General features: G+C 43.0%; 15 protein-coding genes. 13 read left to right on the forward strand and 2 right to left on the reverse strand.

All coding sequences use genetic code 11. From position 1 onward, the window contains the following. Nucleotides 1–16 precede the first annotated feature (16 nt). The 8 genes from JMY00_RS08570 to hisC all read left to right on the forward strand — a co-directional run bounded on the left by JMY00_RS08570 (nt 17) and on the right by hisC (nt 7,760). The gene (locus JMY00_RS08570) at nt 17–1,012 is read left to right on the forward strand and encodes an alpha/beta hydrolase (RefSeq protein ID WP_201579856.1); all 996 of its coding nucleotides are present in this window, start codon (nt 17–19) and stop codon (nt 1,010–1,012) included. A 282-nt stretch (nt 1,013–1,294) separates the two neighbouring features. Beyond that, nucleotides 1,295–1,762, forward strand: coding sequence for a hypothetical protein (locus JMY00_RS08575; RefSeq protein ID WP_201579857.1), 468 nt, complete (start codon nt 1,295–1,297; stop codon nt 1,760–1,762). A gap of 88 nt (nt 1,763–1,850) precedes the next feature. After that, nucleotides 1,851–2,318, forward strand: coding sequence for a hypothetical protein (locus JMY00_RS08580; protein ID WP_201579858.1), 468 nt, complete (start codon nt 1,851–1,853; stop codon nt 2,316–2,318). A gap of 268 nt (nt 2,319–2,586) precedes the next feature. Continuing rightward, nucleotides 2,587–2,838: a BolA/IbaG family iron-sulfur metabolism protein gene (locus JMY00_RS08585; RefSeq protein WP_102091608.1), complete on the forward strand. Its 252-nt coding sequence runs from the start codon at nt 2,587–2,589 to the stop codon at nt 2,836–2,838. Nucleotides 2,839–2,949: 111 nt separating this feature from the next. Beyond that, nucleotides 2,950–4,218, forward strand: a complete 1,269-nt coding sequence (gene murA / locus JMY00_RS08590; protein WP_201579859.1) for a UDP-N-acetylglucosamine 1-carboxyvinyltransferase — start codon at nt 2,950–2,952, stop codon at nt 4,216–4,218. Nucleotides 4,219–4,312: 94 nt separating this feature from the next. Further along, nucleotides 4,313–5,005 (forward strand): ATP phosphoribosyltransferase, encoded by a 693-nt coding sequence (gene hisG, locus JMY00_RS08595; protein WP_101205353.1) that lies wholly within the window; start codon nt 4,313–4,315, stop codon nt 5,003–5,005. A gap of 251 nt (nt 5,006–5,256) precedes the next feature. Then, the gene (gene hisD, locus JMY00_RS08600; protein ID WP_201579860.1) at nt 5,257–6,552 is read left to right on the forward strand and encodes a histidinol dehydrogenase; all 1,296 of its coding nucleotides are present in this window, start codon (nt 5,257–5,259) and stop codon (nt 6,550–6,552) included. Between the two features lie 74 nt (nt 6,553–6,626). Continuing rightward, nucleotides 6,627–7,760: a histidinol-phosphate transaminase gene (gene hisC / locus JMY00_RS08605; protein ID WP_201579861.1), complete on the forward strand. Its 1,134-nt coding sequence runs from the start codon at nt 6,627–6,629 to the stop codon at nt 7,758–7,760. A gap of 153 nt (nt 7,761–7,913) precedes the next feature. Here hisC and JMY00_RS08610 read toward each other — a convergent pair whose 3' ends face one another. Together JMY00_RS08610 and JMY00_RS08615 are read right to left on the reverse strand one after the other, a co-directional pair. Continuing rightward, on the reverse strand, nt 7,914–9,644 hold the full coding sequence (locus tag JMY00_RS08610) for an anthranilate synthase component I family protein (protein ID WP_201579862.1): 1,731 nt from the start codon (nt 9,642–9,644) through the stop codon (nt 7,914–7,916). Nucleotides 9,645–9,647: 3 nt separating this feature from the next. Continuing rightward, on the reverse strand, nt 9,648–10,883 hold the full coding sequence (locus JMY00_RS08615; RefSeq protein WP_201579863.1) for a beta-ketoacyl-ACP synthase II: 1,236 nt from the start codon (nt 10,881–10,883) through the stop codon (nt 9,648–9,650). A 499-nt stretch (nt 10,884–11,382) separates the two neighbouring features. Here JMY00_RS08615 and JMY00_RS08620 point away from each other — a divergent pair, with 499 nt between their 5' ends. The 5 genes from JMY00_RS08620 to JMY00_RS08640 form a co-directional block, all read left to right on the forward strand. Then, on the forward strand, nt 11,383–12,519 hold the full coding sequence (locus JMY00_RS08620; RefSeq protein WP_201579864.1) for an EcsC family protein: 1,137 nt from the start codon (nt 11,383–11,385) through the stop codon (nt 12,517–12,519). A 411-nt stretch (nt 12,520–12,930) separates the two neighbouring features. After that, nucleotides 12,931–13,305, forward strand: a complete 375-nt coding sequence (rpsL, locus tag JMY00_RS08625) for a 30S ribosomal protein S12 (RefSeq protein ID WP_011281154.1) — start codon at nt 12,931–12,933, stop codon at nt 13,303–13,305. A gap of 218 nt (nt 13,306–13,523) precedes the next feature. Further along, complete coding sequence (rpsG, locus tag JMY00_RS08630) at nt 13,524–13,997, forward strand: 30S ribosomal protein S7 (protein WP_057761735.1); 474 nt, start codon at nt 13,524–13,526, stop codon at nt 13,995–13,997. Between the two features lie 343 nt (nt 13,998–14,340). Then, nucleotides 14,341–16,467 carry an elongation factor G gene (gene fusA / locus JMY00_RS08635; protein ID WP_101205359.1) on the forward strand — a complete coding sequence of 709 codons (2,127 nt, stop codon included), beginning with the start codon at nt 14,341–14,343 and terminating at the stop codon, nt 16,465–16,467. Nucleotides 16,468–16,690: 223 nt separating this feature from the next. Next, on the forward strand, nt 16,691–16,890 hold a 200-nt coding region (locus JMY00_RS08640), incomplete at its 3' end, for a GTP-binding protein (RefSeq protein ID WP_240990707.1).

The raw sequence follows: 16,890 nt of genomic DNA on the forward strand, positions 1-16,890 counted from the left end.
TAATAGGATACTGGTCATGAAGGATTCACAGGCAAATATACAACCAAATGAAGAGACAAGCGTCATTGGTAATATAGGCATAAACAATAAACCTGCTCATAAGAAAACACGCACATTGAGATTTGGTGGTGCGGCAATATTGGCATTGGGCTGTATCGCGCTAGCCACGCAAAACGCACAGGCACTATCACCGTTAGCTATCGTCAATGGGATTACTTCTAGTGGTGGCGTTGGGGTGAGTAAGGATATCCTATATGGTGATCAGCCTTCACAAGACCTAGATATCTATTATCCAAAACCGCTAGCACAAGCTATGAAATCTCAAAGTACTATCAACACTAGATATCCTATGGTGGTATTTGTCCATGGTGGTTCATGGGAGAGCGGTAATAAAGAACAATATGCCTTTGTCGGTCAGAGCTTAGCCAAAGCAGGGTATGTCACCGCAGTGATTAATTACCGTAAAGCGCCTGAACACGTCTATCCTGATTATGTCAAAGATGCGGCTCAAGCAATTGCTTGGAGTATTGAAAATGCGACCAGTCTCCATGCAGATCCGTCACGCCTAGCAGTGATGGGGCATTCTGCTGGCGCGTTTAATGCAGTAGCAGCCGTATCCAATGCGGACTTTTTGGCACCTTATGGGGTTAAGCCTAGTGATATTAGTGCGGTCGTCGGTATCGCAGGGCCTTATAGCTATGATTTTCGTAAGTTCGATAGTGCGAGTGCTTTTCCTAGCGATGCAACGCCTGATGAGGTGATGCCCGATCGTCAGCTAAAGGGCGCTCAGCCGCCGTATCTACTATTAACCGCAGAGAATGACAAGATCGTTTATGATACTAATACCATCAAGATGACCCAAGCACTAAAGGATTTTGGCGCAACGGTTGAGACGGGTGAGATCAAAGGCGCAAGCCACGCCACTAGTATTGGTGCGATGGCAAAACCCTTGCGCTGGGTCAATGATGTACGGGCGCAAGTGCTGACTTATCTCAATAAACAGCTGCAATAACTAAAATAGTTTAGGGTGTTTTTTGATAGCGCCTCAGACAGCCCTAAAATAGATTTTTGATAGGTCTTCAGCACTGTTAAGTAATCTCTCATACTAAATCCCCAGTTTGGCCTAGCGCCTGCTGGGGCTTTTTATGTTTCGCTATATCTGTATATTTAGAAGTATAAATACAAAAAAAGACTGTTCATTCAATGCCGTCTATCTCTATTATAGAAAGGTCGCTATTAAAATATATAAGACCATAAGTTAAGGAAAGCCAACTCAAATAAAAGGACTACCACCATGAACCTACTCAAACTGTCACTATTAAGCCTAACTTTAACCATACCTTCGTTGACATTTGCCGCGGGAGGCAGTGATCCTATTACAGGGATTGATATTATTATCAAAAAAGACCCTGGCTCGCAGCCTATCGCTAATATACTTTTTACTGACTCAGAGATAAGCCAATATAATGAGCTAAGGGAAAATGATCGCCTTGCTTATCTCAACAAAGTCATCGTCCCGAAACTTGAGCGCGTCAATCAAAAGTACAATTATGATATTAAATGGAATCCAATCATCGAAAAAGGCATCGAGCAGCAATGGTGTATCACTGTGCCCTGTGATGCCAAGAGCAACATGATCATTCAGCTCACCATTCCTGAGAGTATGCGTCAGTCTGATGTTAAATTTAGCTTAGCCAGTAAGCCAGACGCCGTGATTGAAAGACGCACTATAAAGCGTGTTGCTCAGATGAGAATGCGTTAAAAGGGCAACGAAAAGCTGATTTATCAACACTTAAGGTCATACAAGAAAACGGAATTTAGCCTCTCATTATAATAAAAGGACTATCCTCGTGAAACTACTTAAGCTATCCCTATTAAGCCTAACTTTAGCCTTGCCGTCATTAGCATTGGCAGCAGGAGGTAATGATCCTATATTAGGGATTGATATTATCATACTCAAAGATCCTAGCTCACAGCCTATCGCCAATATACCCTTCACTGATTCAGAGATAAATCAATATAACGAGCTAAGAGAGAATGATCGGCCTGCTTATCTCAATAAAGTCATCGTCCCGAAGCTTGAGCGCGTAACTAAAAAGTACAATTATGATATTAAGTGGAATCCAATCATCGAAAAAGGCATCGAGCAGCAATGGTGTATCACTGTACCTTGCGATGCCAAAACCACGGTGGTGATGCAGCTTGAGATTCCAGAGAGCTTACGGGAGTCTGAGGTAAAGTTTACTTTAGCCAGTCAATCAGATGCCGTGATTGAAAGACGTACCATAAGACGAGTTGTTCAAATGGAAAGACGTTAAAATTTTGGCATGTTATTTAGAGTCTTTCATCGTCCAAGCAACCATTACAGTGACTGTTTGGTCGGTGCTATTTATAGTCAGTGCTTATAGTCGATGCGCTATAGCAGTTTAAAAGCGCCTGATATTGTATCCCGTTTATGTAAAATTGATGATATGTATATGTCATGTGCGCTTATACACAGACAGTGCTGTAAGATATGCAAACTCTTGTTATAATGTCATCACTTTAAATCTATACCCTATTCTAAACTTTAAGGCAGACCATTCTATGAGCATGAACGCTGACGATTTGATCGCATTTTTACAGACTCACTTCCCAGACGCTTTTATTCAAGCTGCCAACCAAGGTAATAAGTTTGACGTACGCGTGGTCGATGCCAGCTTTGAAGGCAAACGCGCGGTTCAACGTCAGCAAGCAGTATATGCGTTAGTCAATGATAAGATTGCGAGTGGCGATATTCACGCACTCAATATCCAAGCGCTGACGCCTGCTGAGTGGGACGTTCAATCAAAAGGCTAATTAAATAGCTGTCTATATGACTAGATATTACTGAATCGGCCATATGCATGGTTGAGAGTTATAGTTCTAGTTTTCATAATTTTTTATACTCATCGCTAGGTTGTCACCTTTATGGATCAATTTTTAATCACTGGTAGTAGTCGTATCGCAGGGGAAGTCACCATCTCAGGCGCCAAAAATGCCGCTTTGCCGTTACTCGCAGCTATGATATTGGCTGAGACTCCAACGACACTGCATAACGTGCCGTCACTACAAGACGTGCGAACGTTGATTGAATTGATCGGTGGCATGGGTATCAAAATCCAAAAGCAAGACGATACGGTCACGTGCGATACCAAGAGTATCGATAACTTCTATGCTCCGTATGATTTGGTAAAAACCATGCGCGCGTCAATATTGGTGCTAGGGCCGTTACTGGCACGTTTTGGCGAAGCTGAAGTCTCATTGCCAGGTGGTTGTGCGATTGGTTCACGCCCTGTTGATCAGCATCTAAAAGCTTTTGAAGCGATGGGTGCCGAAATAAGTGTGGAAAATGGCTATGTAAAGGCCCAAGCGCCAAAAGGTGGCAAGCTATTAGGCTGTAATTTCTCATTTGATATGATTACCGTCGGCGGTACTGAAAACGTCATCATGGCAGCAGCATTGGCTAAAGGCACCACTGTCTTAGGCAATTGTGCGTTAGAGCCAGAAGTGGTTGATTTGGCCAATATGTTGGTTGCGATGGGTGCCAAAATAAGCGGTATCGGTACGTCAACGATGACCATCGAAGGGGTAGAGCGTTTACACGGCTGTGAGTACTCAGTTGTCCCTGACCGTATTGAGACAGGTTCATACCTTGCTGGTGCCTTGATGACACGTGGTGATGTATTGACCAAAAAAACATCTTCTCTATTGCTGACACCAGTGCTAGAGAAGTTCGAAGACATGGGTGCAACTATCACGAGCGGTGATGACTGGATTCGCGCGCAAATGAAAGGCCGTCCAAAGGCGGTTGATATCCGTACTCAGCCACATCCTGGTTTCCCAACGGATATGCAAGCTCAGCTCATGGCGATTGCTTGCTTAGCAGACGGTACAAGTACCTTTATTGAAAACATCTTCGAAAACCGCTATATGCATGTACCAGAGCTCAATCGTTTGGGCGCGTCTATTCAGGTTGACGGTCATACTGCCGTAGTACGAGGTGTCGAAAACTTTACTGCAGCACCAGTAATGGCGACGGATTTGCGTGCGTCTATGTCATTGGTAATGGCAGCGGCGACTGCTGAAGGCGAGAGCCTGATTGACCGTATTTACCACATCGATCGTGGTTATGAGCATGTTGAAGATAAGCTGCGTAGCTTAGGCGTGAACATCGAGCGTATTAATACCAACGCTTAATATTGATTGATTCAATATCGGCTGTTACCCATATTACGTTATAAATTAAAAACTCTCCTTTCAATAGGGGACTGCACATGGACACGATGTCATTATGACTGAGACAAGCAAATCTTTACCAGCCAGCGGTTTATTAAACGAAGTAAACGATGAGTTTTCAGGTCTAACCTTGGCTTTATCAAAAGGCCGCATTCTAGAAGAGACCATGCCACTGCTACGTGCAGCTGGCGTTGATCTTTTAGAAGATCCTGAAGCGTCACGTAAACTTATTTTTCCAACCTCAAATCCAAATGTGCGTGTATTGATTTTGCGTGCCAGCGACGTGCCGACCTATGTCGAACATGGCGCTGCTGATTTTGGGGTGGCAGGTAAAGATGTGCTGCTTGAGCATGGTGCCAATCATGTTTATGAATTGCTCGATTTGCAGATTGCCCAGTGCAAACTGATGACTGCGGGTGTGAAAGATGCACCGCTGCCAAATCGTCGTCTGCGTATCGCGACCAAATATGTCAATGTCGCTCGTGCTTATTTTGCAAGTCAAGGTCAGCAGGTTGATGTCATCAAGCTTTACGGTTCGATGGAGCTTGCGCCATTGGTCGGCTTGGGCGATCTGATTGTCGATGTGGTCGACACCGGTAACACACTACGCGCCAATGGACTTGAAGCCCGCGATCATATTTGTGATGTTTCATCACGTCTGATCGTCAATCAGGTCAGCTATAAGCGCAAATTTGCACTACTAGAACCAATTTTAGATAGCTTTAAAAATAGTATCGCCAACAGCTAATGATCCAGTGCAAGTCATTGGTAAAATAAAGCACGGTTATACAAATTTTTAAACCAGTTTAGCAGGCTATGAGTGACGTAGCGTGCTAAACTGGTTTTGTTGTCTTAGCTTGCGAAAATATAAAATCACCATAAAATTCAGACAAGAAGACAGCGAATAAGTCGCAATACTCTTACCGTACAAATCTACTTTACTCAGTTCCAAACCGTTCATTTTTAGCACTACTTTATGCTCAGATATAGGATTAGGTCATGCGCCAGTTAAGTACCCAAAATGCCGATTTCGATAGTCAATTGACACAGTTGCTTGCCTTTGAAACAGTCAATGATGCTGAACTATTACATACCGTCGACGATATCATCGCCCAAGTACGTGCTGATGGTGATAGCGTCGTATTGGCATTGACTCAGCAGTTTGACCAACATCCAGCAACGTCGATGCAAGAGTTAGAGTTGTCTAAAGAAGCACTTGCTGAAGCATTTGCCAATCTTGATGAAAAAGTAAAGACAGCGTTGACCACAGCAGCGACTCGGGTACAGACATTCCATGAGCGCCAAGTACAAGAAACATGGCAGTATGAAGACGAGCTAGGCAACCGATTGGGTCAAAAAGTTACACCACTTGATCGCGTTGGGATTTATGTACCGGGCGGTCTGGCCTCTTATCCTTCTTCAGTATTGATGAATGCTATTCCTGCTAAGGTGGCTGGCGTCAATGAAGTTATCATGGTCGTACCAGCGCCTAAAGGCGTGCTCAATCCTTTAGTATTGGCAGCGGCTCATTTGGCCCAAGTCGATCGTGTCTTCACTATTGGTGGCGCTCAAGCAGTAGCAGCTTTAGCTTACGGCACTGAAACGATTCCAGCCGTGGACAAAATCACAGGACCAGGCAACAAATATGTCGCCGCCGCCAAACGCGCAGTATTTGGTCAAGTTGGTATCGATATGATTGCTGGACCTTCAGAAGTATTGGTGTATGCAGAAGGCGAAGCACAAGATAGAGCGGACTGGCTAGCGATGGATCTATTGTCTCAAGCTGAGCATGATCGTATTGCACAAGCTATCTTTGTGACGACTAGCGAAGAGCAACTCAACGAAGTAGCGCTAGAAATAGAAAAAGCACTGGCTGAACTGCCAAAAGCAGATATCGCGCGTGACTCATTACAGAACCGCGGTGCACTGATTTTGGTAAAAGATCGTAGCGAAGGTATGACACTTATCAATCGTATCGCTCCTGAGCATTTAGAGTTATCTGTTGATAATCCTGACGCACTGTTAAACGATATTCGTCATGCGGGCGCTATCTTTATGGGTCGTCATACACCTGAAGCTATTGGAGATTACTGTGCAGGACCGAACCATGTACTGCCAACATCAGGTACGGCGCGCTTTTCTTCGCCGTTAGGTGTTTACGATTTTCAAAAGAAATCCTCTATTATCTATTGCAGTGAATCCGGCAGTAAGCCTTTGGCTGAGACGGCAGATATTTTAGCGCAGCGTGAGGACTTAGAAGCCCATGCGCGTTCAGCTCGTTATCGTTATCAGTAATTGATTTTGAATTTTTAGCTTTTACTTTTGATATTTATTTTTGATAGTCTTTGTGGCTAATAGTAGGATAATTTATGAGTGAGTCAAAGATAGACACCAGACTATGGTCGTCTAAAGCGCGCAACTTGTCACCTTATGTTCCAGGTGAGCAGCCGCAACACGACAATCTATGCAAACTAAATACCAATGAAAACCCGTTTCCACCCTCGCCAAAAGTAGGGGAGGCTATTGCCAAGGTTTTGGAGCAGCAAGCTGATGAGTTACGTTTGTATCCTGCTCCTGAATCTAATGACCTACGTGCTGCATTGGCACAGTCATACAATCTTGATATCAATCAAGTATTTGTCGGTAATGGTTCAGATGAAGTCTTGGCATTAGTCTTTGCGAGCTTCTTTCTAAAAGAGCGTCCGCTACTATCACCTGATATTGGTTACAGTTTTTATCCTGTATATGCACAGACGTTTGGTGTAGAGCTCGTACAGATTCCTCTAGAGGAAGACTTTAGCATTGACCCTGATGCTTATCGTCAGCCTTGTAGCGGTATTATCATCGCCAACCCTAATGCACCAACGGGCTTACTGCTGTCACTTGCTGATATTCGCAAACTTGCGAGTGAGCATTCTAATGCGGTCATTGTGATTGATGAAGCGTATATCGATTTTGCTCAGATAGATGAAAGCAATGCAGATGCTCCAGTCTCAGCAGTTAGCCTAATCAATGAGTGTGATAACGTTATCGTGACCCAAACCTTTTCAAAATCACGCTCGCTTGCTGGATTACGCGTTGGTATGGCCTTTGGCAATGCATCATTGATTGAAGCACTAACACGTATGAAAAATAGCTTTAACAGCTATCCATTGGATAAGTTGGCTCAGGCTGGGGCGACTGCGAGTGTATTAGACACTGAGTATTTTGAGCAGACCCGTCAGCAAGTCATTGATTTACGTACGTCGCTAACAGCAGAGTTGACTACATTGGGCTATAACGTTCTACCGTCACATGCTAACTTCGTATTTGCTCGTCCAAAAGATGGCAATGCTAGCGTTGTCGCGAGTGCGTTACGTGAGCAGGGCATTATTGTTCGTCATTTTGACAAACCGCGTATTGCAGAGTACTTGCGTATTACGATCGGTACGGCAGAGCAGAACAACCGTTTGATTGATGCGCTAAAAGCCTTGCAGGTCGATGCTAGCGTTGCTGCTGAATAATACTAGATTGATAGCTTAATATAGGATATTGGTAGGTAAGTCTTTTTACTCATCACGTAAAACACTATCGCTAAGTCTTAAAAAAAGCCTGCTAACGTAACGTTGGCAGGCTTTTTTAATTTCAAATTAGTGATGACATTTAACTTTGTAAGGCTACATATTTTGAGCCAGTACTGATAATAAATTACCTACTTTATCTAAGCATTCTTGGTATTCAGCATCACAATCAGACGCGACCGTAATACCGCCACCTGCCCACAGGTTGATGTGCCTTTCTTTATTAAGGCTGTCATTTGACGAAGTATTGGCTTGCAAAGTGCGAATCAAAACGTTCCATTGACCACTACCGTCAAAGTTCATATAACCCATAGTGCCACAATAAGCACCGCGTGGCGTAGATTCCAGTTCAGCGATAATCTCGACAGCGCGTTTTTTTGGTGTGCCAGTGATAGAACCAGCAGGCAGACTACCAAATAATACAGCCAACGGATGAGTATCAACTTTTAGCTCAGCGGTAATAGTGCTGACCATATGATGCACGTTGCTAAAGCTCTCAATCGCAAATAATTGTGGTACTTTCACACTGCCAGTTTTGGCGTATTTACCCAAATCATTACGCAGTAAATCGACAATCATGACATTTTCGGCACGGTCTTTTTCGCTATCGACCAGTTGCTGCTTATACAGATCATCTTGCTCGTTAGTACTGCCTCGCGGCATGGTTCCCTTGATAGGCTTCGTGCGAATAGAGTGTTTACCAGTATCGTCTTCTCTAGTGAATGTAAAAAACAACTCAGGTGAGCAGCTTAACAATTCAAAAGGATTGCTGTCTGCGACAAAGCTGCTTCTATTTAGGTAATCACCATCATTTCTATCAACGCTCATATATCCTGCAAAAGGCGCTTTTGTATTGCGATATAGCGCAGGCAAATAGTCAATAAGCGAAAAGGCTGATTGAACATCATTATTTTCACGCGCTAGACTGCCAGACCATTTCTGTGTCAGGTTTATCTGATAGCAGTCACCTTGCTGTAGATAATCTTGTGTGCGATTAAATGCTTGTTGATAATCAAACTTGCTCCATCGCGGACTTAAAACTAGGGGAGTAATGTTTGATGCATCTTTAAACTGTGGTTGATTGAGATAGTTATCAGACAGTTTTTGATCCAGTTCGTCGAGGTAAGAGGTAAGAGTATTTATAAGATTATCGTTTGTCTTATGACCAATATTCTCAGAAGAGTCATCGTTAGTCAGATGAGTCTTTAATGCCCAACCTGTATCAACATGTGCTGTAGGCGTTAGATAAATATCATAATGTCCCAACGAAGCACACGGCTGCAATGCCAATTCAATTCTATCGGCAGGGCTTAGCTCATGAGCCGCAATATCATAACCAATAAAACCGATGAGCCCATGATAATAACTGGGTTTCGAGATTTCTTCGTTATTGATATATGAGGTGTCGTGATTAACTTCTTGGGCATTGCTATAAGCGATCAGCTCCTCTTGCCACTCTAGATAGCTTATATAAGCTGTCGTACTAGCATAACTATTGTTATCGCTATTTACATCAGTATCGCGACGCACGCCAGTACTGCGACAACTCTTAATCACCTTGTAAATATTGTGTAAATCACTAGAAGCTTGCTTCTCATTGGGATAAACAGACCAGCTGACTTTTGGGAGTAAGCCGATTACTGGTCGACCATCATTATTAAGCCAAACAAGCTGCCAGTTTGCTTTAATATCTTGAGCGAGCAAGTGACGCTGTAGCTGCGGCATCAGCTCTGCAGTAGACAAATCACCAAAACGCCAGCTAGGTTTGCTAGCTGGCGATGGCGCAGAACCTGTCTGTTCAGTTGTATTGTGATTTGATACAAGCATGGGTTAAGCGTCAAACTTTTTGATAATTAGCGTAGCGTTAGTACCACCAAAGCCAAAGCTATTACTCATCAAGGTTTCAAGATTTGCTTCACGCATTTCGGTGACGATATCGAAACCTTCAGCAGCAGGATCTAGGTTGTCAACATTGATACTTGGAGCGATGAAGCCGTCCTGTAGCATTAGCAGACAATAAATCAGCTCTTGTGCACCAACAGCACCCAAGCTATGGCCTGTCATTGATTTGGTTGAGCTGATAGCAGGTACTTTACTGACGTCATTATTAAATACTTTAGCAATCGCTTTAAGCTCAGTAATATCGCCCAGTGGTGTACTAGTACCATGGCTGTTAATATAATCAACACTTTCTAGACCCGCTTCGGCCAAGGCTTGTTGCATACAGCGAACTGCACCTTCACCGCTTGGCGCAACCATTTCCGCACCATCAGAGCTGGCACCATAGCCAACGATTTCAGCCAAAATATTGGCACCTCGTGCTTGAGCATGCTCTAGACTCTCTACAACCACCATCGCGCCACCAGCAGCAATCACAAAACCGTCACGGTCTTTGTCATAGGCTCTTGAAGCAAGTTTTGGTGTGTCGTTATACTGAGTACTAACTGCGCCCATGGCATCAAACATACAAGATTGAGTCCAATGCTCAGCTTCACTACCACCAGCCAATATCACATCGGCTTTACCCAATTGGATAAGCTCAGCAGCATGACCGATACAGTGTGTTGAAGTCGCGCAAGCAGAGGCGAGCGAGTAGGAGACGCCTTGTATTTTTAGACCGGTTGCTAAAGCGGCTGATACCGAGCTGCCCATTGTCTTTGGTACTGCCATTGCGCCGACACCGCGTAGACCTTTTTCGCGCATAGCATCGATAGCATTAACAATGTTTTCTGTTGATGCGCCGCCCGAACTTGCCACTACACCCACTCGTGGGTTGTTATTGATGGTATCAAGTGACAGGCCAGAGTGCTCAATCGCATTTAGCGCACTAACATAAGCGTATAGGCTAGCGTCACTAAAGAACCGTTTCAGCTTACGATCGATACCACTGGTATCCAGTTCTGATTGATTGATACTACCGCTCACGTGTGATTTAAACTCGTGCTCAGCATAAGAATCGTTAAATGTGATGCCAGACTGACCTTCTTTGAGGGCAGTGGTGACAGTATCTAAATCATGTCCAATACAAGAGACAATCCCTGCTCCAGTAATAACGACGCGGCGCATATGCTATTCCTTATAAGTAACGACTTGCTAGCAGTTGGTTGCAATAATCGTGGTAAATCTATATATGATGTTTAACTATGAGTTAATTCGAGCATTATAATGAAAAAATAGTCTATGTAGATAACGATAGCATGAATTTAGGTAACGAAATTCTGTTAACGGTCTATCAGAGGCAATATAAATTCAGTGTACAATTATGCTCTCAGTTATGGCACATGATAACGTATCAAGCACTGGAAATCTTTGGACAAGTGTAAAATAATGACAAAATAACACTTATGACTAAGTTTTGAGCAAAGAGATGAGAAGTAAGACTAACTACTGATTATGGACGGAATTATACTTTAGATACAAAATTTGTGATTCTAATAACATTGTTCGCACTGACACTAGTTACGATAACTGGCTAAAATAATAGATTCGTTATTATTAATAATTAACTATCATATTAAAATACAACTATATTAAAAAACCAACTCATCATATTAAGGACATCACGATGGCAAAGCGTAGTACTCTTTCTAAAAGCATCAATACCATTGGCTCTTTTACTCGAAACAACCTAGAGCGTGTAGGGGCTATGATTGACAGCGTAAACGCTAAAACCGGCAAACCGCGTCAATATAAAGCCGTCGACCTAGGCGACGAAGACTACCAACAAGACTTGTTTCGTGAGCAAACGTTGAAGGCGACGCAGCAACTTTTAGGACCACGTTTTGCTACTTATGGTAAATATGCCAAGAAAGTCGTGCCGAATAGCTTTTTTCAATCGACAGTTGATGGTGCATTTGCCCAAGTGGCCAACCTCGCTGCCAACTGGAGTCAACTCGACTTACCTAATGAGCATCGCTTTGCCAATATTGCTACTTTAGATGACGAAGAGCGTTATGCGCTAGCTACTGATATTGCTAATCAAAACCGCGCGCTTGCAATGATGGGTGGTTTGACGGGTTTGGTAGGTCTACCAGGTTTGCTCGCTGATACACTATGGCTATTACTGGTTTCATTACGTACGGTTTATCAGATTGCTGCTGTATATAATAAGCCGCTGACAGGTAAGCAAGGCGTCAAGATGGCGTACGAACTACTATCAAACGCTGATTTGAGCAAGATGCAAGAAAAACAAGCGCTACTAGCTGGTCTAGGTATTGGTAAAGGTTTGCTCGATAATGCTCAGAGCAATGGACTGCATAGTGAACTTAAAAATCTCGGTCTGAAAAATAAAAATGTAAATTTCTATGCTGAGCAAATAGACAAAGTCGCAAGCCAAGTAGGTATAGATTTAGATCAGATTAATTTATCATGGGTTCGTCGTTTTATTCCTGTCACCGCAGTAGCGATCGGTATGCACTACAACAGTCAGTTGATTGACGAAGTTATTGGCGTTGCTCAAGCGACCTTTGCACCAGAAGCAAAATTGGCCAATCGTGCTATTACTGATGACAGCAGCAGTGAGGCTAAAGTAGAAAAGGCTGATACTGATGAGGCGAAAAAAGACACAGAGCGCCAAGAAAAAAGCAGTGATTCAGAAAAAGTCACTGATAAAGAAGAAGCTAGTAAAGAAGAAGCTAGTAAAGAAGAAACTAGCAGTAAAAAAGACGCAGACAAGCAAACGTCTGATAAAAAAGCCAAGTAATAAACATATTATTTGCTAGTTGGGTTATATATTTATAAGCACGATGGTATTTATCTTAGTTTGATTGAGCAACACGACTTGAAAATTAGGATAAATACCACCACTTAGTTACTATCAAGTACCATTTCAATGTTAAACATCTTTTCTTAATGATGCTTGAGCTCACTTTGTTTGCTTTATTTATTACGCTATTTTTCGGCGAAAAATCTATAAAGTGATACAATGAGAGGCTGAATGCATATCTATCAAATGTTGTAAAGCGAAACCATTCATAAGTGGTTGAAATAGCAGCAACAACTCTTTATAATACACTGTCCTAAAAATGGGTGCCCCGAAATCTGCAATTATTGTCAGATAGATGGTGCATTGGCCCATTTTTTTGTTTTATACCAAACGGGAGAAGGATGCCTTATGGCAACAACTAACCAATTGATTCGTAAAGGTCGCAAAACCATCAAGGAAAAGTCAAAAGTTCCTGCGTTGGAAGCGTGCCCACAGCGTCGCGGTGTATGTACTCGTGTATATACTACCACGCCAAAAAAACCAAACTCTGCCATGCGTAAAGTATGTCGTGTACGTTTGACTTCAGGCTATGAAGTATCAAGCTACATCGGTGGCGAAGGTCATAACCTACAAGAGCACAGTGTTGTTCTAATCCGTGGTGGTCGTGTAAAAGATCTACCAGGTGTACGTTATCACACTGTTCGCGGTGCATTAGATTGCGCAGGCGTTAAAGACCGTAAGCAAGGTCGCTCTAAGTACGGTGCTAAGAAGCCTAAAGTTTAATAACTAAACGTTATTAGATAAGCTTCTTGCACTACCCAATAACTGTGCATGGGTTTGGTGTCAGTAGTAATATCGCTTTTATATAAACATATATCTGGGATTTGCTCTTAAAACATACCACCATGCAGTAAGGCTAACTGATAACTCACTGCTGTATCCTAATGGTAAGTAGTCGATGTTGTGAATGTTAGACACTCCTGAAGATAAGGAAATTTATTATGCCAAGACGTCGCGTCGTTGCTGCCCGTGAGATCCTACCGGATCCTAAGTTTGGTAGCCAAACTGTTGCAAAATTCATCAACCATGTAATGAGTGATGGTAAAAAATCTACTGCTGAGCGTATCGTTTACGGTGCACTTGAGACAGTAAGTGAGAAGCGTAAAGTTGAAGATCCAGTATCTTTCTTCGAAGAAGTGCTAGAAAATGTACGCCCAATGGTAGAAGTAAAAGCTCGCCGCGTTGGCGGTGCAACCTATCAAGTACCAATGGAAGTACGCCCCTCCCGTCGTACTGCATTGGCTATGCGTTGGTTAGCTGAAGCTGCTGCTAAGCGTTCTGAAAAATCAATGGCTTTGCGTTTGGCTGGCGAATTGAATGATGCTGCTGATGGCAAAGGCGCTGCTATGAAAAAGCGTGACGAAGTTCACCGCATGGCAGATGCTAACAAAGCATTCTCTCATTACCGTTTCTAAGCTACTTTTTAATAGTAGCTTGAGATTAGAGGCTCATGCCATTTAATCTTACATTGTTGTTTATTCTATTGAATGCCGCCATCATCATTCGGTCATATATAAATGTTATTTATTGATGACTGAGGTGGCGGACATCTATCCAGATGTCTCTCTTAACAAATACAGTTTTTGCTGGAGAGCATCCCAAATTTGATGCCGCACTATTCTTAGTATTTGCTCTTTTTTTGTCCGTATTAGGCTCAATAATCAGTAAGTAATATTACGAAGCTGAACGCTTTGTCATAGAGTATGAGGTAGAGACACAATACATTATTATATACACGACTTTTCCTAGGAAAACACTATGGCTCGTAAAACTCCCCTAAAACGCTATCGCAATATTGGTATCTCAGCGCACATCGATGCTGGTAAGACAACCACTACAGAGCGTGTTTTATTCTATACCGGTGTTAGCCACAAAATTGGCGAAGTACATGATGGCGCAGCCACTATGGACTGGATGGAGCAAGAACAAGAGCGTGGTATTACTATTACCTCAGCGGCAACAACTTGTTTTTGGTCAGGTATGGCTAAACAGTTTGACGAACACCGTATCAACATCATCGATACCCCAGGTCACGTTGACTTCACGATCGAAGTTGAACGTTCTATGCGTGTACTTGATGGCGCTTGCATGGTTTACTGTGCAGTAGGCGGCGTTCAGCCACAGTCTGAGACCGTATGGCGTCAGGCGAACAAATATAAAGTACCACGTCTTGCATTTGTAAACAAAATGGACCGTGTTGGTGCTGATTTCTATCGTGTTATCGAACAGATCAAAACTCGTTTGGGTGGTAACCCTGTACCATTGGTTATCCCAATCGGTAAAGAAGATGACTTCGAAGGCGTTGTTGATCTAGTGACCATGAAAGCTATCTATTGGGACGAAGCGTCTCAAGGTATGCAGTATGATGAGCGCGAAATCCCAACTGAACTACAAGAAAAAGCAGCAGAATACCGCGAGCATCTTGTAGAAAACGCTGCTGAAGCAAACGAAGAGTTGATGAACGAATACCTAGAAAACGGTGAATTGACTGTAGAACAAATTCACGGTGCTATTCGTCAGTTAACTATCGATAACGAAATCATCCCGCTTCTTTGTGGTACTGCCTTTAAGAACAAAGGTGTACAGAAGATGCTAGATGCCGTTATTCAGTATCTACCTGCACCAATCGACGTACCTGCTATTAAAGGTATTCTTGATGACAAAGACGAAAGCGAAGGCAGCCGTGAAGCATCAGATGAAGCACCTTTCTCAGCACTAGCGTTCAAAATCATGAATGACAAATTCGTGGGTAACTTGACCTTCGTACGTGTTTATTCTGGTGTAATGAAACAGGGTAGCAGTGTTTATAACCCAGTTAAGATGAAGCGTGAGCGTGTTGGCCGTATCGTACAGATGATGGCAAACTCTCAAGAAGAGCTTGCAGAGATTCGTACTGGTGATATCGCAGCTCTAGTCGGCATGAAAGATGTGACTACTGGTGATACGCTATGTGATGAAGACAACGTGATCACTCTTGAGCGTATGGAATTCCCAGATCCAGTTATCTCTCTAGCTGTTGAGCCAAAGACTAAAGCTGACCAAGAAAAAATGTCAATCGCTCTTGGCCGTTTGGCAAAAGAAGATCCATCGTTCCGTGTACACACTGACGAAGAGTCTGGTCAGACGATCATCAGTGGTATGGGTGAGCTACATCTAGAGATTCTTGTTGACCGTATGAAGCGTGAATTCAACGTTGAAGCAAACATCGGTGCACCTCAGGTTGCTTATCGTGAGACGATTCGTAACACTGTTGAACAAGAAGGCAAATTCGTACGTCAAACAGGTGGTCGTGGTAAGTTTGGTCACGTTTGGTTACGTCTTGAGCCACTTGATCCAGCTGGCGACACTGAATATGAATTCGCTGAAGAAGTTGTTGGTGGTACTGTACCAAAAGAATTCCACGGTGCTGTTGACAAAGGTATCCAAGAGCGCATGAAAAACGGCGTACTTGCAGGCTACCCAGTAGTTGGCGTAAAAGCGACCTTGTATGATGGTTCTTATCATGACGTTGACTCTGATGAATTGTCATTTAAGATGGCTGGTTCTATGGCCTTCAGAAAAGGTTTCTTAGCAGCTGATCCAGCGCTACTTGAGCCAGTAATGAAAGTAGAAGTTGAAACACCTGAAGACTACATGGGCGACATCATGGGCGATCTTAACCGTCGTCGTGGTTTGGTACAGGGTATGGAAGATCTACCTGGCGGTACTAAACAGATTCGTGCTGAAGTACCATTAGCGGAAATGTTTGGTTATGCCACTCAAATGCGCTCTATGTCACAAGGCCGTGCAACTTACTCAATGGAATTCCAAAAGTACGCTGAAATTCCAAAATCAGTTGCTGCTGAAATCATCTCTAAGTTCAACTCTAAAGATGATGACGAGTAAATAAAACTTACTGAAAGTGACAATATAGAGTATGTCTGTGTATTGTCACCGAAGAATACGCCAATAACTTGTTAAAAGACTTGTTATTGGCCGCGATTTTCTTATAATATCTGCACATTAGTATGTGCAACCTTTTAACAATTATCTTAATGTGGTCAAAATCGTCTTAATAATCATATTTATATGAGTTAAGTCTTGAACCCCAAAAAAAGAGGAAATACCCATGGCAAAGGCCAAGTTTGAACGTAACAAGCCACACGTCAACGTCGGTACAATCGGACACGTTGACCATGGTAAAACAACCCTTACCGCTGCAATCGCAACCGTAGCTGCAATCACCTCTGGCGGCGAAGCCAAAGACTACGCGTCTATTGACTCAGCACCAGAAGAAAAAGCACGTGGTATCACCATCAACACCTCACA

It is taken from the genome of Psychrobacter sp. Pi2-52 (genome assembly GCF_904846705.1).
Classification (GTDB): domain Bacteria; phylum Pseudomonadota; class Gammaproteobacteria; order Pseudomonadales; family Moraxellaceae; genus Psychrobacter.